Here is a 20,109-nt window from a genome sequence, read left to right as displayed (position 1 = left end):
GACGGGCCGGCAGTTTCACGCCGACGTCGACGCGCTCGGGAGCTTGCGGCCGAGCGTCGAGCCGCGCGCGACCGAGCATATCGGCGAGATGCGCGAGATCATCGAGAAACTCGTCGCCGGCGGCTTTGCCTATGTCGCCGAGGACCACGTGCTGTTCTCGCCGCAGGCGATGAACGCGGCTGATTCCGAGCTGCCGCGCTATGGCGCGCTGTCCAATCGCTCGCTGGACGAGATGGTCGCCGGTGCCCGTGTCGATGTTGCGCCCTACAAGCGAGGCAACACGGACTTCGTGCTTTGGAAGCCGTCAAAGCCCGGCGAACCGTCATGGCCGTCGCCGGCCGGCATCAAGGCAGAGGGGCGTCCGGGCTGGCACATCGAGTGCTCGGCGATGGCCTGGAAGCATCTCGGCACGCATTTCGACATTCACGGCGGCGGCATCGATCTCGTGTTTCCGCATCACGAGAACGAGGTCGCGCAGACCTGCTGCGCGTTCCACCAGTCGCGCATGGCGAACTACTGGATGCACAACGGCTTCCTGCAGGTCGAGAGCGAGAAGATGTCGAAGAGCCTCGGCAACTTCATCACCATCCGTGACCTGCTTGCGGACTGGCCCGGTGAGGTGCTGCGCCTGAACATGCTTAAGACGCATTACCGCTCGCCGATGGACTGGACCTTGAAGTCGCTGGAGGAGAGCGGCAAGACGCTCGACGACTGGTATCGCGTTGCCGCGGACAGTCCGGCAGGCAAGCCGGCTGCATCGGTGATCGAGCCGTTGCTGGACGACCTCAACACGCCGCAGACGATCGCGGCGCTGCATGGTCTGCGCAACAATTCCGATGCCGACGGCTTGGCGGCGTCGCTGCGGCTGCTCGGCTTCCTCTCCGAAAGCGCGGCGCAGTGGGAGGGACGGAAGCGGCAGGCAAGCGGCGTCGATGCGGGCGAGATCGATCGTTTGATCGCGGAGCGCACAGCAGCGCGGGCGCGCAAGGACTTCAAGGAATCCGACCGCATCCGCGACGAGCTCGCCGCCAAGGGCGTCGTGCTCAAGGACGGCAAGGACGCCGACGGCAAGCCGGTGACGACGTGGGAGCTCGCGTGATGGCCCGAGCACTTCCCAAGCCCGCGCTGCGGCCATTCCTGCCGGCCGACCTGCCGGTCCTTGCCGCGATCTTCGCATCAGCGATCGAGGAATTGACCGGCGACGACTACAGCGAAGCGCAGCAAGCAGCCTGGATGGGGGCAGCGGAGGACGACGAGTTCGGCCGCCGCCTCGCCTCCGACCTGACGCTGGTCGCAACGCTGGACGGCTCGCCCGTCGGCTTTGCCTCGCTGCGCGGCAATGATCACATCCGCATGCTCTATGTGCATCCGGCCGTGGGCGGGCAGGGCATCGCGACCCTGCTGGTCGATGCGCTGGAGAAGCTTGCCGGCGGCCGCGGTGCCACGAGCCTGACGGTCGATGCCAGCGACACCGCGCAGGGCTTCTTCGCCAAGCGCGGCTACACCGCCCAGCAGCGCAACAGCGTCACCATCAACGACGAATGGCTCGCCAACACCACCATGAAGAAGACGCTCGGAGCGCCACAATGAGCAAGGAGCGCCTGTATCTCTTCGACACCACGCTGCGCGATGGCGCGCAGACCAATGGCGTCGACTTCACGCTGGCCGACAAACAGGTCATTGCGCAGATGCTGGACGAGCTCGGCATCGACTATGTCGAGGGCGGCTATCCCGGCGCGAATCCGCAAGATACGGAATTCTTCGCCGGGAAGCCGAAGTTCGAGCACGCTTGCTTTACCGCGTTCGGTATGACGCGGCGGGCGGGGCGGTCGGTCTCCAACGATCCCGGTGTTGCCGCGCTGCTGGAGGCGAAGGCCGATGCGATCTGCTTCGTCGCAAAATCCTCCGCCTACCAGGTGCGCGTCGCGCTCGAGACCACGAAGGAGGAAAACCTCGCCTCGATCCACGACAGCGTCAGCGCCGCGAAGAAGGCCGGCCGTGAGGTGATGCTCGATTGCGAACATTTCTTTGACGGTTACAAGGAAGACGCGGCCTTCGCGCTCGCCTGCGCCAAGGCAGCCTATGAGGCCGGCGCGCGCTGGGTTGTGCTCTGCGACACCAATGGCGGCACCATGCCGAACGAGGTCGAGAGCATCGTCACTGAGGTGATCAAGCACATCCCCGGCGATCACGTCGGTATCCACGCCCATAACGACACCGAGCAAGCGGTGGCGAACTCGCTCGCGGCCGTGCGTGCCGGCGCGCGGCAGATTCAGGGTACGCTCAATGGGCTCGGGGAACGCTGCGGCAACGCCAATCTCTGTTCCCTGATCCCGACGCTGAAGTTGAAGCAGGAATTTGCTGATATCTTCGAGATCGGCGTGACGGGCGAGAAACTTGCAAGCCTCGTCAAGGTCTCGCGCACGCTCGACGACATGCTCAACCGTGCGCCGAACCGGCACGCGCCTTATGTCGGCGAGAGCGCCTTCGTTACCAAGACCGGCATCCATGCCTCCGCCGTGCTGAAGGACCCGCAGACCTATGAGCACGTGGCGCCGGAAGCCGTCGGCAATCATCGCAAGGTGCTGGTGTCCGACCAGGCCGGGCGCTCCAACGTGATCGCCGAACTCGACCGCGCCGGCATCGCCTACGAGAAAAGCGATCCCAAGCTGACGCGCCTCGTCGAGGAGCTGAAGGAGCGCGAGGCCCTGGGTTACGCCTATGAGTCTGCCAATGCGTCGTTCGAACTCCTGGCGCGCCGCACGCTCGGCAAGGTGCCGCACTATTTCGAGGTCGAGCAGTTCGACGTCAATGTCGAGCAGCGCTACAACGCGCTCGGTGAGCGCGTCACTGTCGCGCTGGCGGTGGTCAAGGTCGACGTCGCCGGCGAGCACCTGATCTCCGCGGCAGAAGGCAACGGCCCCGTCAACGCGCTCGACGTTGCCTTGCGCAAGGACCTCGGCAAATACCAGAAATACATCGAAGGCCTGAAGCTGATCGACTACCGCGTGCGTATCCTCAATGGCGGTACCGGCGCGGTGACGCGCGTGCTGATCGAGAGCGAGGATGAGAACGGCGATAGCTGGACCACGGTCGGCGTGTCGCCCAACATCATCGACGCCTCGTTCCAGGCGCTGATGGATTCGGTGATCTACAAGCTCGTGAAATCAGGCGCGCCGGCGTAAGGCTGGCGCTGTCATTCCGGGGCGATGCGTTAGCATCGAACCCGGAATCTCGAGATTCCGGGTTCGCGCGATGCGCGCCCCGGAATGACAGGGAGAGAGAAGCGCAAAATGATCGATCACATCTCCGTCGGAGTCAGCGATCTCGATCGCTCCGCAAAATTCTACGAGGCCATGCTCGCAACACTCGGGCTCACGCGGCTCGTCACGCGGCCGGGGACGGTCGGTTTCGGCAAGGCCTATCCGGAATTCTGGATCAACTATCGCGCCGGCATGCCGCCCGTAGCACCGGGGAGCGGTGTCCACATCTGCCTGCGGGCGAAGACGACTGCGGAAATCGATGCGTTTCATGCCGCGGCGCTTGCGGCAGGCGGCGCCTCCGACGGTGCGCCGGGCCTCCGCCCGCACGACCGCGTGCGCTATTACGCGGCCTTCGTCACCGATCCCGACGGCAATCGCATCGAGGCGGTGACGTTTCCGAGCGAATAGAGGTTAGAGCTTCCGAGCAACCTCGGGCGCGAGGTTCTTCTCCGCCTCGGCGACTTGCGCCGCGGCCGACTTCAGCATCGGCATGATATCCTCGACGTGGTCGGCCTTGAGGACGTCGACGTTGAAACTGGCGCGGATGAATTCCGTCTGGCGCATGTGCGACAACAGCGAGAACAGCGGCTCCCAGAAATTGTCGATATTGGCGAGCAGCACAGGCTTGGCATGACGGCCAAGCTGCTTCCAGGTGAGTTGCTCGACCAGCTCTTCGAGCGTACCGACGCCGCCCGGCATCGCCACGAAGGCGTCGGAGCGTTCGAACATCAGCCGCTTGCGCTCGTGCATGTCGGGCGTGACGACCATCTCCTGCACGCGGGTCAGCGCGTTCTCGCGCATCCGGAGGAAATCAGGGATGATGCCGGTGACGGTGCCGCCGTGATCGAGCACGGAGGTCGCGACTGCGCCCATCATGCCGACCGAGCCGCCGCCATAGACGAGCCGGACGTTGTTCTCGGCGAGCGCCTTGCCGAGCGCCTTGGCGCTTTCGATGAAACGGGGATTGGTTCCTGGGCCGGAGCCGCAATAGACACAGACGGTTTTGATAGTGCTCATTGAACCCATGATGCATTGCAGCGAAAGGGCGTCAAGTCCAATCGGTGATTCGCAAGCCCCCGTGAGTCTACCGGTAAATCACGACAAACAATCGAGAATAGCCGTCTGGCGGGGTGCGCGGCCGGCCCGAAGCCTCTATATGACAGACGAAATCGGCTAATCGCAAACGGGCTCGCAACCGGCGGGCGTTCCAAGGCTGTCTATGGCTCACCCTCATTCGTCCCCCGCCGGCGGCGACGTCCTTGATGCCGCGCGTAACTCCGCGGAGCGGGCGACCCTCGCCGGAACGCTGGCACATCTGTGGCCCTATATCTGGCCGAGCGACCGCTTCGACCTGAAGATGCGCGTGGTCTGGTCGATGGTGCTGCTGCTCATCGCCAAGCTCATCACGCTGTCGGTGCCGTTCACCTTCAAATGGGCCACCGATGCGCTGACCGGCGCAAACACGGCGCCCGTGGAAGCCTCCAACTGGCATCTCTGGGTGATCGCTTCGCCACTGGTCCTCACCGCAAGCTACGGCGCGACGCGTATCCTGATGGCGGTGCTGACGCAGTGGCGCGACGGCATCTTTGCCCGCGTCGCCATGCACGCGGTGCGCAAGCTCGCGACCATCACCTTCATCCACATGCACGAATTGTCGCTGCGCTTTCACCTCGAGCGCAAGACCGGCGGGCTGACGCGCGTCCTGGAGCGCGGCCGCGAGGGCATCGAGGTGATCGTGCGCATGGTGATCCTTCAGCTCATCCCGACCATCGTCGAGGTGTCGCTGCTGATGGGCGTGCTGTTCTGGCAGTTCGACTGGCGCTACGTAGTCGCGACCCTGATCACCGTCGTGATCTACATGTACTACACCTACATCGCGACCGAATGGCGGATCGGCATCCGCCGCAAGATGAATGATTCCGACACCGAGGCGAACACCAAGGCGATCGACTCGCTGCTCAACTACGAGACCGTGAAATATTTCGGCGCCGAGGCGCGCGAGGCGCAGCGCTACGACAGGTCAGTCGAGCGCTACGAGGAGGCGAGCGTCAAGACCTACACCTCGCTAGCGGTGCTCAACACAGGGCAAGCCGTGATCTTCACGCTCGGGCTCACCGCGACCATGCTGATGTGCGCGATCGGCGTACGAAGCGGGCGCAACACGGTCGGCGATTTCGTGCTGGTCAACGCCATGATGATCCAGCTCTACCAGCCCCTGAACTTCATGGGTATGGTCTATCGCGAGATCAAGCAGGCGATCATCGACATCGAGAAGATGTTCAACGTGCTGTCGCGCGAGGCCGAGATCAAGGACGCCCCGGACGCCAAGCCGCTGGTGGTGTCTGCAGGCTCGGTCCGCTTCGAGGACGTGCGCTTTGCCTATGAGACGGCGCGGCCGATCCTCAAAGGCATCAGCTTCGAGGTGCCGGCCGGCAAGACCGTCGCGATCGTCGGGCCATCAGGGGCTGGCAAGTCGACGATCTCGCGCCTCCTGTTCCGCCTCTACGACGTCTCCGGCGGCAAGATCCTGATCGACGGCCAGGACATCCGCGACGTCACCCAGGGCTCGCTGCGCGCCTCCATCGGCATGGTGCCGCAGGACACCGTGCTGTTCAACGACACCATCCGCTACAACATCCGCTACGGCCGCTGGGACGCGAGCGATGCGGACGTCGAGCAGGCGGCGCGGCTCGCGCAGATCGACAATTTCATCCGCATGGCGCCAAAGGGCTATGAGACCCAGGTCGGCGAGCGCGGCTTGAAGCTTTCCGGCGGCGAGAAGCAGCGCGTGGCGATCGCGCGCACCGTGCTGAAGGCGCCGCCGATCCTGGTGCTGGACGAGGCGACCTCGGCGCTCGACAGCCATACCGAGCACGAGATACAGGGCGCGCTCGATCGCGTCTCGAAGAATCGCACCTCGCTGGTGATCGCGCACCGGCTCTCGACCATCGTCAGCGCCGACGAGATCATCGTGCTCGACCAGGGCCGCATCGCGGAGCGGGGGACGCATGCCAGCCTGCTGGCGTTCGGCGGGCTCTATGCCAGCATGTGGAACAGGCAGCGCGAGGCGCAGGCCGCGCGCGAAAAGCTCGCCAAGATCGCCGAGTCCAGCGAGGCGCCGAACCGCGAGCCGCCGCCGGTCGATGACGTCCTCACCACACCGGCGGCCGCCGAGTGACCTTGTCTATGGTCCCAACTCTGGCCTAAACCTCTCCCGCGCGCGAGGTGACCGCGCGCCATCAACCCCAGGCGGCAGATAGCGATGTCCATTCTCGATTCGATCCAACGGCAGATCCCGCCGATCCACAAGGAGGGCTATCCCTTCATCGGCATCTTCGCGGCGGTGAGCTTCTTCCTGTTCTGGCTCTGGTCGCCCCTGGGGTGGATCGGCACCATTCTCACGGTGTGGTGTGCGCTGTTCTTCCGCGACCCTGTCAGGGTGACGCCGGTGCGCGAGGGGCTCGTGGTCTCGCCGGCCGATGGGCGGGTCTCGATGATCACGATGGCGCTGCCGCCGGCCGAACTCGGGCTCGGCGACCGGCCACTGCCGCGGGTCTCGATCTTCATGAGCGTGTTCAACTGCCATGTGAATCGCGCTCCGATTGCGGGACGGATCGACCGCATCGCCTACCGGCCTGGCTTGTTCATCAATGCCGAGCTCGACAAGGCGAGCGAGGACAATGAGCGTAACTCGCTGGTGATCTCCTCGGCGCAGGGCCGGATTGGCGTCGTCCAGATCGCTGGCCTCATCGCCAAGCGCATCGTCTGCTTCGTCAAGGAGGGCCAGTCGATCGGCGCCGGCGAGCGGTTCGGCCTGATCCGCTTCGGCTCGCGGCTCGACGTCTATCTGCCGCTCGGCACCCGGGCGCTGGTCTCGGAAGGCCAGACCGCGATCGCCGGCGAGACGATTCTGGCCGATATCGTCGCAGAGGACACCGTCCGATCCTATCGCGCCAGTTAACTATTACATCGGCGAAAGGTCCCTCGAGCGCATTGGCGGGAGGCGGGGCGGCTTGCTATATCTCGGGGAAGCGAGGCCAAAGCCATGACGCCCTACGACTTCAAGAACCCTGACGTGCGCCGCCGGCGCTTTCGCCCGATTCCGGTGCGGATGCTGGTGCCCAACGTCATCACGCTGCTGGCGATCTGCGCCGGATTGACCTCGATCCGGCTCTCGATCGAAGGGCGGATGACGCTTGCCGTCTATGCGATCGTGTTCGCCGCGGCGCTCGACGGCATCGACGGCCGCATCGCGCGGCTGATCAAGGGCCAGTCGAAATTCGGCGCCGAGCTCGACAGCCTCGCCGACTTCGTCAATTTCGGCGTGGCGCCCGGTCTGATGCTGTATTTCTGGCAGCTCCATGAGCTGCGCAACGCGGGCTGGATCGCGGCCATGGTGTTCGCGATCTCAATGGGCTTGAGGCTGGCGCGCTTCAACGCCACCTTGGACGATCCCAACAAGCCGCCTTTCGCGTCAAACTATTTTACTGGCATACCGGCGCCCGCCGGTGCGATTACCGTGCTGCTGCCGATCTATGCGGCGTTCCTGGATCTCGGGCGCTGGCCCGCAGCAGTGACGGCAGGCTACACGCTGCTGATCGCCTTCCTGATGGTGTCGCGGCTGCCGGTGTTCTCCGGCAAGTCGGTGCGCATGCGCGTGCCGCCGGAGCTGGTGCTGCCGATGTTCGTCGGCGTGGTCTTCTTCATCGCGCTCCTGATCAGCTATCCCTGGTACATCCTGCTGGCTGGCTCGGTGCTTTATCTCCTGGCCCTGCCATTGGGCTGGAGGTCCTATCAGAAGCAGGCGCGCGCATTCGCCGCGGCCTCACCCGCGCCGGTTGGCGTCACGCCGCCCGGACCCGCGTCGACGCTGTCGCCGAACCTGCCGGAACCCCCGCACGACGACCGGCCCGAGCGGCTGCATTAAGCCGCGCGTACGGATATCAGCCATGAAGGTGCGCGCGTTGGGTTGACGCCCGATCTCGGCTATATCGCGTTGGGTCTGCGGCTTGCGAACAGCCGCAGCCAACAGGGGAGAGAACGCCGTGACGACATCCGCAACCGGGCCGCTGCCTGCATCCGTCCTCGAAGCGCTTGGCCGCTACGACACGCCCACGATCTGCAACGCCATGGAGATCGTGGCGCCCGAGCGGCGGCTGATCGGTTTCACTACCAAGCCGCTGGTCTGCCCGTTTCCCGATCTGCCGCCGATCGTCGGCTATGCGCGCACGGTCGCGATCCGCTCGGTGCTGAAATCCTCGCTTCCTGCCGAAGAGCAGGCCAAGCGCCGCATCGAGTATTACGAGTATGTCGGCACCGGCCATGGCCCGCGCATCTCGGTGATCCAGGACATCGACGGCCCCGACGTCGGCTACGGGGCGTTCTGGGGCGAAGTACAGAGCAACGTGCACAAGGCGCTCGGCTGCCTCGGTGTCGTCACCGACGGCTCGATCCGCGATATTCCGCAATGGGCACCGGGCTTTCAGGCGCTCGCCGGCTCGATCGGACCATCGCATGCCTGGGTGCATGCCGAAAGCTTTGGCGGCGAGGTGAGGGTCGCCGGCATGACCGTGAAGTCCGACGATCTGATCCACGCCGACCGGCATGGCGCGATCGTGATCCCGCTCGATGTCGCAGCAAAACTGCCGGAGGCCGCCGAGCTCTGTGGCCGCCGCGAAACGCCGATCCTGGAGATCGCGCGCAGCCCCGACTTCTCGCTGGAGAAGCTGAAGGCCGCGCTGAAGCGCTCGGCGGAGATTCACTAGCATGGAGTGAGCCATGGACATGCGCGGCAAGACGGTGCTGATCACGGGCTCGACCGACGGGGTCGGTCGCTATGTCGCAAGCCGTCTCGCCGCCGAGGGCGCGAAAGTCCTCATCCATGGGCGCGACGCCGCGCGTGCGAAAACGCTGATCGACGAGATCGTGAAGGCCGGCCACGCTGCGCCGACCTTCTACCGAGCCGACCTGTCGTCGATGGCGGGCACGCAGGAGCTCGCGGCGGCTGTGGCCGTTAATCATCGGCGTCTCGACGTCTTCATCAGCAATGCCGGCATCGGCTCGCAGACGGGCGGACCGCAACGGCAGGAGAGTGCAGACGGCTACGAGCTGCGTTTCGCCGTGAACTATCTCTCCGGTTTCCTTCTCGCGCACCTCCTGCTGCCGCCGCTGGAGGCTGCAGCACCTTCGCGGATCGTGAACGTTGCTTCGCTCGGCCAGCATCCGATCGATTTCGACGATGTGATGATCACGAAAGGCTACAACGGCTCGCGGGCCTATGCGCAGAGCAAGCTCGCGCAGATCATGTTCACCATCGATTTCGCGGAGGAGCAGAGGGTCAGAGGCATCACCGTGAATTCCCTGCATCCGGCGACCTACATGAACACCACGATGGTGCGCGCCGGAGGCATCACGCCGATCTCAACGGTGGAGCAGGGCGGCGACGCGATCCTGCACCTTGTGAGCGGTGACGACGTCGCAGGCAAGAGTGGCCGGTTCTTCAACGGCATGAACGAGGCACGCGCCAATCCGCAGGCTTACGACGCGGAGGCACGCAAGCGCCTGCGCGCGCTCAGCCTGAAGCTGACGGGGCTGTCGGGATAGCTCGCCAATTATGGTTAGCGAAATCTTGAGATCGCTATCGCGGCGCGGCAATTCGCTCGCGCGATGAACCCTGCGATGTGGCCCGATCGAGGCAGGCCGCACTTAACCTTTACGCGTCTTTAATGGCAGCTCTTTAGGGTTCCTCCCACGCGGTTCGGGGTTGGGCTGCGCCGCCGGCCAGGACGGCCGGTGTGTGGCGTGCGGTTGGAGTCTCCCATGGATATCATGACGGGCGTTGGGCTCGTGGCCGGCCTCATCGTCATCTCGGTGATGATGATCATGGGTGGCGATCTCCACATGTTCATCTCCGAACATGCGATGATCATCATCTTCGGCGGTTCGATCTCCGCCACCATGATCCGCTTTCCGCTCAGCGCGCTGATGCACGGCCTTCCGCTCGGCGCCAAGTTCGCCTTCACCATGAGCCGGCTGTCGGCGCACGATCTCGTCGACGAGCTCGCCCGCATCGCCGAGATCGCCCGCAAGCAGGGCCCGGTGGGCCTGGAAAAGGTCGAGACCGACGAGCCGTTCCTCGCCAAGGGCATTCGCTACGTCGCCGACGGTTACGACCTCGACTTCATCCGCGACAATCTCGAGCGTGATCGCGACAACTTCCTCATGCATCTGGACGAGGGCAGCAAGATCTACCGCGCCATCGGCGACTGCGCCCCGGCCTTCGGCATGATCGGCACCCTGATCGGCATGGTGCAGATGTTCGCCAACATGACCGACCCCTCCAAGCTCGGCCCGTTCATGGCGACCGCGCTGCTCGCCACGCTCTACGGCGCGCTGGTCGCGAACCTGTTCTGTCTGCCGATCGCCGACAAGCTGCACGGCAAGCTGCTCGACGAGGAGACCAACCGCACGCTGATCATCGACGGCATCCTGATGATCCGCGACTCAAAGAGCCCGACCCTGGTGCGCGAAATGTTGCTGGCTTACCTGCCGGAGAAGCATCGCCATGCCGAGGGCGAGCCGGTGCCGGCCTGATCAGCCACGCCGGGTTTAGGACATGGCCAAGAAGAAGCGCGGCGATGCACACGGAGGCGGTCACGGCTGGTTCGTGACCTTCGCCGACCTGATGGGCCTGATGATGAGCTTCTTCGTGATGCTCGTCGCGTTCTCCACGCAGGACGCCAACAAGCTCAAGATCGTCGCAGGCTCCATGCGCGACGCCTTCGGCATCCAGAGCGAGGCGCGCTATGCCGGCATCATCGAATCCGACGGCCTGCCCACCCGTCCCAAGCTGAAAAACGTCGACCACATCGAGCCCGAGGAAGCCTCCAACACGCCGACTCCGGATCAGCAGGATCGCGACCGCACCTCGGGCGCGAAGATCAAGGTCGATCGCGACTTCGCGCTTGCCGCGGCCTCGCTCCGCCAGGCGCTCCAGGATCTGCCCGAGCTCACCGAGATGTCCAAGCACATCATGTTCGAGGAGACCAAGCAGGGCCTCAATCTCGAGATCGTCGACCAGGATGGCCGCTCGATGTTTGCCGACGGCTCCAAGGTGCCCTACGACCGCACCCGCCGCCTGATCGAGAAGCTGGCGGTCCCGCTCAAGGCGACGCCGCTGCGCGTCTCCATCGTCGGCCATACCGCCGCGGGCTTCGTGCCGAGCCGCAGCGACTACGGCGCATTCGACCTCTCGGCCGACCGTGCCAATGCGGTACGCCAGATCCTCGAGCGGGAGGGGCTGCCGCCCTCGCACATCTTCGCCGTCTCCGGCAAGGCGGACACCCAGCCGCTGTTTCCTGACGATCCGTCCCTGGCCGCCAATCGCCGAGTGACCATCACCCTGATGCGCGAAGATCCGCCGCTGCCGCCGAATCTGAAGCCGTAACTCCCTTGCGTTACCATCTTACCTGAGGCATGTCGTCGCGCGGCGACGAACGTGGCTGCGCCGTCACAGCATCCGCGCCGGTGCCTGCTATGTTGGAGCGATTGACAGGCGTGCAGGAAGCGTCAGAAGGCGCCGGATCAATTCCTGGGAAAAAGCGTTTTCCACCCTCATGACCGCGAGCATCACCACGACTGAAGGCCAGGAGGCGACGGCCCATGCGGGCTTTTGGGCCCTGACGCTCGGAAGCATCGGCGTGGTCTTCGGCGATATCGGCACCTCGCCGCTCTACGCATTCCACGAGGCGGTCAGGGGTGCGGCCCATGGCGAGCCGGTCACGCGGATCATCGTGCTCGGTGTGCTCTCGCTGATCCTGTGGGCGCTCCTGATCGTCGTTACCGCCAAATATGTCCTGCTGCTGCTGCGCGCCGACAACAACGGCGAGGGTGGCACGCTTTCGCTGATGGCGCTCGGCCAGCGTGCGCTGGGGCGTCGAAGCTGGTTCCTGCTGGCGCTCGGCGTCGTAGGCGCCTCCATGTTCATCGGCGATTCCATGATCACGCCGGCGATCTCGGTGTTGTCGGCCGTCGACGGTCTGAAGCTTGCGACGCCTGCCTTCGAGCACTACGTCGTGCCGCTCACCGTCTTCATCCTCGTGGTGCTGTTCGCAGTCCAGAGCAAGGGCACCGCGCTGGTCGCTTCCGCCTTCGGGCCGGTGATGGTGGTCTGGTTCACCTGCCTCGCGGTGATGGGCCTCGTTCACATCGCCGACGATCCGTCGGTGCTGGCGGCGATCAATCCCTATTACGCGCTGCAATTCCTGCTGACGCACGGCACGATCGGGCTTGTGACCCTCGGCGCGGTCTTTCTCGCGGTCACTGGCGGCGAGGCGCTCTACGCCGATCTCGGCCATTTCGGCCGCAAACCGATCCAATCAGCCTGGCTGTTCTTCGTGCTGCCCGCACTGCTGATCAACTATTTCGGACAGGGCGCACTGGTGCTGTCCGATCCCAGCGCGATCGAACATTCCTTCTATCGCATGGTGCCCGAGCATCTGGTGCTGCCGCTGGTCGGACTTGCGACCGCGGCGACCGTGATCGCGAGCCAGGCCGTGATCACGGGCGCTTATTCGCTGGTCTATCAGGCGGTACAACTTGGCCTCTTGCCGCGCTTCGCGGTCCGCTACACCTCCGAGTCTCACGCCGGCCAGATCTATCTGCCGCGCGTGAACCGGTTGCTGCTGATCGGTGTGATGCTGCTGGTGCTGCTGTTCCGCACCCCCGGCGGGCTCGCCTCGGCTTATGGCATCGCGGTCTCCACCACCATGGTGGCCGACGGCATTATGGGCTTCGTCGTGATCTGGAAACTCTGGAACTGGCGCGCCGCAACTGCGGCGGCGGTGATCCTGCCCTTCGTTGTGGTCGACATGACTTTCTTTGGCGCCAATCTGCTCAAGCTGCTCGAAGGCGCCTGGGTGCCGCTGTTGTTCGGCGTCTGCATGGCCGCAACGATTTGGACGTGGCGGCGCGGCACGGGAATTCTGCTCCAGAAGACCCGCCGCATCGAGGTGCCCTTGGACGACCTGATCCGGAGCCTGGAGAAGCGGCCCCCGCACATCGTCAAGGGTACCGCAGTGTTCCTCACTAGCGATCCCGCCTTCGTGCCGACCGCGCTGCTGCACAATCTCAAGCACAACAAGGTGCTGCACGAGCACAACGTGATCCTGACCATCGAGACCGCGCACACGCCGCGGGTCGATCTCTCGGAGCGGTTCCGGATGGAGAAAATCAGCGACAAGTTCTCCAAGGTGCGGCTGCGTTTCGGCTTCATGGAACAGCCGAACGTGCCCAAGGCGCTGGCGATTGCGCGCAAGCAGGGCTGGCAGTTCGACATCATGTCGACGTCGTTCTTCGTGTCGCGCCGGTCGCTGAAGGCCTCGGCGCAATCGGGGATGCCACTGTGGCAGGACCACATGTTCATCGCGCTCAGCCGGTCCGCCAACGACGCCACCGATTACTTCCAGATTCCGACTGGACGGGTGGTTGAAGTCGGCACCCAAGTCACTATTTGACCCAAATTGGCGGGCTTATGCGATTTTTGCATGGCAAAGCCCCAAAATCGCGCTAGGCTATGCCGGTAGCGCAGGACTATAAGCCCGCGCGCTCTGCCGCCATTGTGCAGTGAAGCATTTTTGAGGCCAGTAGTCTCTCCCATGACAAGTGAAGTCGCAGTTCCCGCCCCGGAAACGGTGGCGGCAAATGGGCATGCGGATGCCCACACCACCGCCGGTTTCGGCGCCTTGACGCTGGGCAGCATCGGCGTCGTCTATGGCGATATCGGCACCAGCCCGCTTTACGCGTTCCGCGAGGCGGTTACGGCGGCATCGGGAGCGGAGGGCGCGCCGACGATCGCAGCCGTGCTGGGGGTGGTCTCGCTGATCCTGTGGGCGCTCGTCATCGTGGTGACCCTGAAATACGTTGTGATCCTGCTCCGGGCCGACAATAATGGCGAGGGCGGCACGCTCGCCCTGATGGCGCTGGCCCAGCGCGCGGTCGGCACCGGCGGGGCGACCATCGTCATGCTCGGCATCATTTCCGGCGCCCTGTTCTACGGTGATGCCGTGATCACGCCGGCGGTCTCGGTGCTGTCAGCCATCGAAGGTATGAAGGACGTCACGCTGACGTTCGAGCCCTACATCGTTCCGCTGACCGTGGTGATCCTGGTCTGCCTGTTCGCCGTGCAATCGCGCGGCACGGCCCGCGTCGCGGCCTTCTTCGGTCCGGTGATGTGCATCTGGTTCGCGGTGATCGCGGTGGCGGCGATCGGTCCGATCATCCGGCAGCCGCAGGTGCTGTTCGCGCTGAATCCGCTCTACGCGGTGTCCTTCATGCTCCACCACGGCATCATCGGCTTCGTCACGCTGGGTGCGGTGTTCCTGGCGGTCACCGGTGCCGAGGCGCTCTATGCCGACCTCGGCCATTTCGGCAAGCGGCCGATCCAGACCGCCTGGCTGTTCATCGTACTGCCGTCGCTGGCGCTGAATTACTTGGGGCAGGGGGCTCTCGTCTTGGATGATCCCGGGGCGATCGTGAGCCCGTTCTTCCAGCTGTTTCCGCAAGGCTGGCTCCGCGGCAGCATGGTCGTGCTTGCCACTTTGGCGACCGTGATCGCCAGCCAGGCCGTCATCACCGGCGCTTATTCGCTGACGCGGCAGGCGATCCAGCTCGGGCTTCTGCCGCGATTTGAAATTCGCCATACCTCCGAGGCACATTCCGGCCAGATCTTCATCCCGCGCATCAATCAGCTCCTGCTGGTTGCCGTGATCCTCATGGTGCTTTTGTTCCGTTCTTCCAGCGCGCTGGCGTCGGCCTATGGCATCGCGGTCACCGGCACGATGGTGGTCACGGGGATGATGGGTTTTGTCGTGATCTGGAAGGCCTGGAGATGGTCGCCGCTTGCCGCCGCAGCACTGATCGCCCCGTTCCTGTGCCTCGACCTGACCTTCCTGGCGGCGAACCTGCTCAAGGTGTTCGAGGGTGGCTGGGTGCCGCTCGCGCTCGGCGCCCTCATGATCCTTCTGATGTACACGTGGCGGCGCGGCAGCCGGCTCTTGTTCGAGAAGTCGCGCAAGCTCGAGTTCCCGCTCGCCGACCTCGTGGCGATGCTGGAGAAGCGGCCGCCGCAGCGGGTGCCAGGCACCGCCGTTTTCCTCACGTCCGATCCGCTCAGCGCCCCGACAGCGCTCATGCATAGTCTGAAGCACTACAAAGTGTTGCATGAGAAGAATGTCATTCTCACCATCGAGACCGCGACGACGCCGCGCATCGATCCGTCCGAGCGCGTCAAGCTGGAGCAGGTCAGCCCGACCTTCTCGAAGGTGACGCTAAAGTTCGGCTTCATGGAATCGCCCAACGTGCCGAAGGCGCTGGCGATTGCCCGCAAGCTCGGCTGGCAGTTCGACATCATGTCGACCTCGTTCTTCCTGTCGCGCAGGGCGCTGAAGCCCGCCGCCCATTCCGGCATGCCGCGCTGGCAGGATCGCCTGTTCATCTCGCTGAGCCGCTCGGCGAACGATGCCACCGACTATTTCCAGATTCCGAGCGGGCGGGTAGTCGAGGTCGGTACGCAGGTGACGATCTAGACTGACGATCCCAAAGCGCTTCAATGCCCTGCGATTTAGCTTTAAGTTCCGGGATATCGCTCAAGCCTTTGTAGCGCTTGATTTTCGCGAGCCGAGAGGCGAGGTTGCCGCCGGCCGGGGCAGCCCGGCCTAACACGCGGCCGTTCTGGAGGATGAAGTGGCAAACCAGGTGCAGGATCTGACCCCGGACGAGGTCGCCAAGGGTGTGAGCGAGGGGCGCTATCTGCTCGTCGACGTGCGTGAGCCCAACGAAGTTGCCGTGGAGGCCTACCCCTATGGGGTCGTCGTGCCGCTCTCGACCTTCGATCCCAACGCAATCCCCGATCCGCAGGGCAAGGACGTCGTGTTCGCCTGCCGCTCCGGCAAGCGCTCGGTGACGGCGTCGCTCGCCGCGCAGACGGCGGGACTTGCCTACGACAAGCATCTTGCGGGCGGCATGCTCGGCTGGAAGGCTGCAGGACTCCCGACCAAGGTCGGTGGCTGATCTAAGCCGATGACGTCCAAGAGCTCCTCCTTGAACAAGGTCTTCGCCGACCTGCCCGTCACCATCTTCGAGGCGATGTCGCAGGCTGCGCGCGACAATAGCGCCATCAATCTCGGCCAGGGTTTTCCTGACGATCCCGGCCCTGAGGACATCCGCCGCGCCGCGGCCGACGCCTCCGTGAACGGCTACAACCAGTACCCGTCGATGATGGGCATCCCAGAGCTGCGCCAGGCGATCGCGACGCATTACGGGCACTGGCATGGTCTGAAGCTCGATCCGATGAGCGAGGTCATGGTGACCTCCGGCGGCACGGAGGCGCTGACCTCGGCGATCCTCGCGGTGGTGCAGCCCGGCGACGAGGTCGTGTGCTTCCAGCCGGTCTATGATTCCTACCTGCCGATCATCCGCCAGGCCGGCGGCATTCCGCGCCTCGTACGGCTCGAGCCGCCGCACTGGCGACTCAATGAGGACATGCTGAAAAGCGTGTTCAATTCAAAGACCAAGGCGGTCCTGTTCAACAACCCCTTGAATCCCTCCGCCGTCGTCTTTCCGCGCGAGGATCTCGAACTCCTGGCGCGCTACTGCCAGGAGTTCGACGTCATTGCGATCTGCGACGAGGTCTGGGAGCACGTCACCTTCGACGAGCACAAGCACATTCCGCTGATCACCATTCCCGGCATGCGCGAGCGCACCATCAAGGTCGGCTCGGCCGGCAAGATCTTCTCGCTCACCGGCTGGAAAGTCGGCTTCGTCTGCGCGGCGCCGCCGCTGCTGCGGGTCGCCGCCAAGGTGCACCAGTTCCTGACCTTCACCACCGCGCCCAATCTGCAGGCCGCGGTCGCCTATGGCCTCGGAAAACCGGACGAGTATTTCGTCTCGATGCGCAAGGATCTGGCGCGGAGCCGGGATCGTCTGACGAAGGGGCTCGAAAGCCTCGGCTTCCCGGTGCTGAAGTCGCAAGGCACCTACTTCCTCACCGTCGACCTGTCGCCGCTCGGGCTCAACGAGAGCGATACCGAGTTCTGCTGGCGGATCGTGAAAGACTACAAGGTGGCTGCGATCCCGGTCTCGGCGTTCTACGAGCAGGATCCCGTGACCTCGGTGGTGCGCTTCTGCTTCGCCAAGAAGGACGAGACGCTCGACACCGCACTGGAGCGGCTGTCGGACGCGGTGCGCGGGCGCAAGAGGTAGACGAAGATGACGAACGTCAGCCGCTCGAGGTTTTGCCTCGGTATTGCAATCGCCGCGCTGACGTTGCTTTCGCCTCCGGCCGGGGCCGAGGAGCGCATCGTCAACTTCTACAACTGGTCCAACTACATGGCGCCGGATGTCCTTGAGGCCTTCACCAAGGAGACCGGCATCAAGGTGGTCTACGACACCTTCGACGCCAACGAGACGCTGGAGACGCGCCTGATGGCCGGCAAGTCCGGCTACGACGTCGTGGTGCCCACGGCCTACTTCCTGCAGCGCCAGATCAAGGCGAACATCTTCCAGAAGCTCGACAAGTCGAAGCTGCCGAACCTCGCCAACGCCTGGCCGATGGTGAACCAGCACCTTGCGACCTACGATCCCGGCAACGTCTTCGCAGCCAACTACATGTGGGGCACGACGGGCATAGGCTACAACGTCAAGAAGGTGAGGGAGATCCTCGGGCCGGACGCGAAGATCGATAGCTGGGACATCGTCTTCAAGCCGGAGAATCTCGCCAAGTTCAAAGACTGCGGCGTGCACATGCTCGATTCCGCCGACGACATCTTTCCGGCGGCGCTGAACTATCTCGGGCTCGATCCGAACTCGACCAAGCAGGCCGACCTCGAGAAGGCCGCCGATGTCGTGACAAAAGTTCGCCCGTCCGTGCGCAAGTTCCACTCTTCCGAATATCTGAGCGCGCTCGCGACCGGCGAGATCTGCTTCGTGGTCGGCTGGTCCGGCGACATCATGCAGGCGAGGGCGCGTGCCGCCGAAGCCAAGAGCGGCATCGAGATCGGCTATGCCATCCCGAAGGAGGGCGCGCAGATGTTCTTCGACAATCTCGCGATCCCCGCGGATGCCAAGAACGTCGCGGAAGCCTATGAACTGATCAACTATCTCTACCGCCCGGATGTCGCGGCGAAGAACTCCGACTTCCTGTCCTACGCCAACGGCAACCTCGCCAGCCAGAAGTTGATCGACCCAAAGATCCTGAACGACAGGAACATCTATCCGGACGAGGCGACGCTCGCAAAGCTCTTCGTCATCACCGCCCGCGACCCCGCCACCCAGCGCATCATCAACCGGCTCTGGACCAAGGTGAAGACGGGGCGCTGAGGGGCGGTGGTCCTTCCCGGGATCGACCCGGCAAGTCATTTCTGCAAAACAACCCCATGCACAGTGGAACCGCCACCTGCGGGTTTACCGGAGCGGCGGCGCCTAAGTTGCGATGAAGTTTGGCCTAATCGACGCACGGGCGCAAAACCTGAAGAACGACAGCTGATTGGTGTTGGTGATGAGCGTTGCCGGCTGTGCCGCTGTCGAACTCGAGCACGCCGTTGTTTGTGATGGTAGCGCTGCCACCGTTGATGGTGATGCCTGCGCCAAGGAAGGCCAGCGAGCCGGTGATGTTAAAGGTGTAGTTCGAGGCGCCTGTATTGAAGGTCCAGTCGTAGGCCGACGAGGCGCCCGAAATCGACAGGCTGGTGGTGTTCGAGGTGCTGAAGGAGGCAATGCCCGCCAGGACAAAGCCGCCGCTCCAGTTGGAGCCGGTGCCATGGTCGTTGCTGCCGGGAGAGGCGAGCCAGGTGCCATTCGACACGGCGCGCGAGGGCGCGGCCGGCAGCATCCAGGCCAAGACCAGCGCCGACGACGTCCGCAGTGCGGCCCGCATGCAGCGGGTCGCCACGAAACAATCTTTCTTCAACTCGTCCCCCATTCCGCGATCGCGAGTCCGTCTCCGGCACGACTCTTCTCATTGGCTGGGGGTGGTGTCCTGATAAGCGGTCGGCAAGTTTCTGAAAGTTTCTGATATTTCCGTTTCAGACCCGCTTTTCGGGCATTTTCGACAGACTTCCGCTATATGAGCGGGCTGGAGAGACGCTTTGGGGGATAACGTGCTTCGTTTCGCCGGCTTCGAGCTGGACCGGCCGCGCGCGGAGCTGCGCGGGGCCGATGGTGTCGCGATCAAGCTCCGACCCAAGACCTTCGAGATGCTACGGGTTTTCGCCACCAGCGGCGGCCGGGTGCTCAGCAAGCAGGACCTGATGGAGGCGGTCTGGCCGAACGTCCATGTCGGCGAGGACAATCTCTTCCAGTGCATCCGCGAGCTTCGCACCGCCCTCGGCGACGAGCGACGGCAGCTGATCAAGCTCGCCTCTGGCGGCGGCTATCTGCTGACGGCGGAGGTTGAAGCAGAGGCGGAGGTGACGGCGGACGCCGAGGAGCCTTCGCTCGCCCAGGCTGCGGAAGCCGGGCCTGCGACGCCGGCTGAAGGTGTTCCGCTGCAGGTGAGCTCGCAGCGCTCCATCTTCGGCTTCAGCCGGCGGGCCATGGTCGCCGCAGTGGCCGTGACAGGTGTGATCGCCATGGGGCTTGCTGTGGCCGCGCCGGTGCTGAAGCCGGACCTCCTGTTCCGGCGAACGCCGCCTCGCATCGCCGTGATGCCGATCGTTGATGCCAGCAACGACCAGGGCGGCGCAGCGATGGCGGAGGAGGTCACCGGTCGCCTCACGGACGGCTTTGCGAAGATCCAGAATATCAGCGTGGTTGCGCCGCGATCGCCAGCGCTCGCGGGCGTCGAAAGCAC

At 64.3% G+C, this 20,109-nt stretch carries 19 protein-coding genes; 17 read left to right on the top strand and 2 right to left on the bottom strand.

The genetic code is table 11. The annotated features are described in order from the left end of the window. From SO156_RS43560 to SO156_RS43545, 4 genes are all read left to right on the top strand, one after another. A partial coding sequence (locus tag SO156_RS43560; RefSeq protein ID WP_498539138.1) for a cysteine--tRNA ligase occupies nt 1-1,099 on the top strand: 1,099 nt, incomplete at its 5' end. Next, complete coding sequence (locus SO156_RS43555; protein ID WP_498539137.1) at nt 1,099-1,590, top strand: GNAT family N-acetyltransferase; 492 nt, start codon at nt 1,099-1,101, stop codon at nt 1,588-1,590. The genes SO156_RS43560 and SO156_RS43555, both read left to right, overlap by 1 nt. Then, complete coding sequence (cimA, locus tag SO156_RS43550) at nt 1,587-3,185, top strand: citramalate synthase (RefSeq protein WP_498539136.1); 1,599 nt, start codon at nt 1,587-1,589, stop codon at nt 3,183-3,185. Before SO156_RS43555 ends, cimA begins: the two co-directional genes overlap by 4 nt. 108 nt (nt 3,186-3,293) lie before the next feature. Next, nucleotides 3,294-3,671, top strand: coding sequence for a VOC family protein (locus tag SO156_RS43545; protein WP_498539135.1), 378 nt, complete (start codon nt 3,294-3,296; stop codon nt 3,669-3,671). 3 nt (nt 3,672-3,674) lie between these two features. Here the strand turns inward: SO156_RS43545 and SO156_RS43540 are convergent, their stop codons facing one another. Next, on the bottom strand, nt 3,675-4,280 hold the full coding sequence (locus SO156_RS43540) for an LOG family protein (RefSeq protein ID WP_498539134.1): 606 nt from the start codon (nt 4,278-4,280) through the stop codon (nt 3,675-3,677). Between the two features lie 202 nt (nt 4,281-4,482). On the opposite strand from SO156_RS43540, the gene SO156_RS43535 reads away from it, so the two are divergent. The 12 genes from SO156_RS43535 to SO156_RS43480 all read left to right on the top strand — a co-directional run bounded on the left by SO156_RS43535 (nt 4,483) and on the right by SO156_RS43480 (nt 18,638). Further along, nucleotides 4,483-6,441, top strand: a complete 1,959-nt coding sequence (locus SO156_RS43535) for an ABCB family ABC transporter ATP-binding protein/permease (RefSeq protein WP_498539133.1) — start codon at nt 4,483-4,485, stop codon at nt 6,439-6,441. 78 nt (nt 6,442-6,519) lie between these two features. Then, nucleotides 6,520-7,224 carry a phosphatidylserine decarboxylase gene (locus tag SO156_RS43530; RefSeq protein WP_458143567.1) on the top strand — a complete coding sequence of 235 codons (705 nt, stop codon included), beginning with the start codon at nt 6,520-6,522 and terminating at the stop codon, nt 7,222-7,224. An 84-nt stretch (nt 7,225-7,308) separates the two neighbouring features. Continuing rightward, entirely contained in the window at nt 7,309-8,190 is an 882-nt protein-coding gene (locus SO156_RS43525) for a CDP-alcohol phosphatidyltransferase family protein (RefSeq protein ID WP_458143312.1), read from the top strand. 118 nt (nt 8,191-8,308) lie between these two features. Continuing rightward, a complete protein-coding gene (locus SO156_RS43520; protein WP_498539132.1) occupies nt 8,309-9,028 on the top strand; it encodes an RraA family protein in 720 nt (239 codons plus the stop codon). 13 nt (nt 9,029-9,041) lie between these two features. Beyond that, on the top strand, nt 9,042-9,866 hold the full coding sequence (locus SO156_RS43515; RefSeq protein WP_458143314.1) for an SDR family NAD(P)-dependent oxidoreductase: 825 nt from the start codon (nt 9,042-9,044) through the stop codon (nt 9,864-9,866). Between the two features lie 216 nt (nt 9,867-10,082). Further along, nucleotides 10,083-10,856, top strand: a complete 774-nt coding sequence (locus SO156_RS43510; RefSeq protein ID WP_458143315.1) for a motility protein A — start codon at nt 10,083-10,085, stop codon at nt 10,854-10,856. A gap of 22 nt (nt 10,857-10,878) precedes the next feature. Continuing rightward, on the top strand, nt 10,879-11,709 hold the full coding sequence (locus tag SO156_RS43505; protein ID WP_458143316.1) for a flagellar motor protein MotB: 831 nt from the start codon (nt 10,879-10,881) through the stop codon (nt 11,707-11,709). A 169-nt stretch (nt 11,710-11,878) separates the two neighbouring features. After that, a complete protein-coding gene (locus SO156_RS43500) occupies nt 11,879-13,777 on the top strand; it encodes a potassium transporter Kup (protein ID WP_498539131.1) in 1,899 nt (632 codons plus the stop codon). 141 nt (nt 13,778-13,918) lie between these two features. Further along, nucleotides 13,919-15,847, top strand: coding sequence for a potassium transporter Kup (locus SO156_RS43495; protein ID WP_458143319.1), 1,929 nt, complete (start codon nt 13,919-13,921; stop codon nt 15,845-15,847). A 157-nt stretch (nt 15,848-16,004) separates the two neighbouring features. Continuing rightward, on the top strand, nt 16,005-16,331 hold the full coding sequence (locus SO156_RS43490; protein WP_458143321.1) for a rhodanese-like domain-containing protein: 327 nt from the start codon (nt 16,005-16,007) through the stop codon (nt 16,329-16,331). A 9-nt stretch (nt 16,332-16,340) separates the two neighbouring features. Continuing rightward, entirely contained in the window at nt 16,341-17,522 is a 1,182-nt protein-coding gene (locus SO156_RS43485; protein ID WP_458143322.1) for an aminotransferase, read from the top strand. Nucleotides 17,523-17,528: 6 nt separating this feature from the next. Beyond that, nucleotides 17,529-18,638: a polyamine ABC transporter substrate-binding protein gene (locus SO156_RS43480; RefSeq protein WP_498539130.1), complete on the top strand. Its 1,110-nt coding sequence runs from the start codon at nt 17,529-17,531 to the stop codon at nt 18,636-18,638. 124 nt (nt 18,639-18,762) lie between these two features. Here SO156_RS43480 and SO156_RS43475 read toward each other — a convergent pair whose 3' ends face one another. Next, nucleotides 18,763-19,239, bottom strand: a complete 477-nt coding sequence (locus SO156_RS43475) for a hypothetical protein (RefSeq protein WP_498539129.1) — start codon at nt 19,237-19,239, stop codon at nt 18,763-18,765. 178 nt (nt 19,240-19,417) lie between these two features. On the opposite strand from SO156_RS43475, the gene SO156_RS43470 reads away from it, so the two are divergent. Continuing rightward, nucleotides 19,418-20,109 (top strand): winged helix-turn-helix domain-containing protein (locus tag SO156_RS43470; RefSeq protein WP_498539128.1); only part of this gene is annotated, 692 nt, incomplete at its 3' end.

The sequence above is a fragment of the Bradyrhizobium sp. UFLA05-125 genome (genome assembly GCF_059803515.1).
The sequence above is the reverse complement of the archived record's forward strand: the minus strand, read 5'-3'. Positions and strand labels throughout refer to the sequence as shown.